At 61.2% G+C, this 250-nt stretch carries 1 protein-coding gene; it reads left to right on the forward strand.

All coding sequences use genetic code 11. The features are described 5' to 3' along the window. On the forward strand, nucleotides 1-250 hold a 250-nt coding region (locus EUU22_RS22230), incomplete at both ends, for a BMP family ABC transporter substrate-binding protein (protein WP_129334165.1).

A 250-nucleotide genomic window follows, 5' to 3' on the forward strand; every position in this document is an offset into this window, starting at 1 on the left:
AGTTCAACCAGACCGTCGCGAGTCTGTCCGCACAGGGCTACAAGATGATCTTCGCGACCTCGTACGGGTACGTGAACAAGGCGCTCGCCGCGAAGTATCCGAACATCCTCTTCGAGCAGGCGACAGGTACCGACGTCTCGAAGAACCTGTCCGAGTACTTCGGCCGGGGCGAGGACACGATCTTCCTCTCCGGTATGGCTGCGGGGTACGCGAGCAAGACCGGCAAGATCGGTGACGTCCTCGCGTTCCC

This window comes from Ciceribacter ferrooxidans (assembly GCF_004137355.1).
Lineage (GTDB): Bacteria > Pseudomonadota > Alphaproteobacteria > Rhizobiales > Rhizobiaceae > Allorhizobium > Allorhizobium ferrooxidans.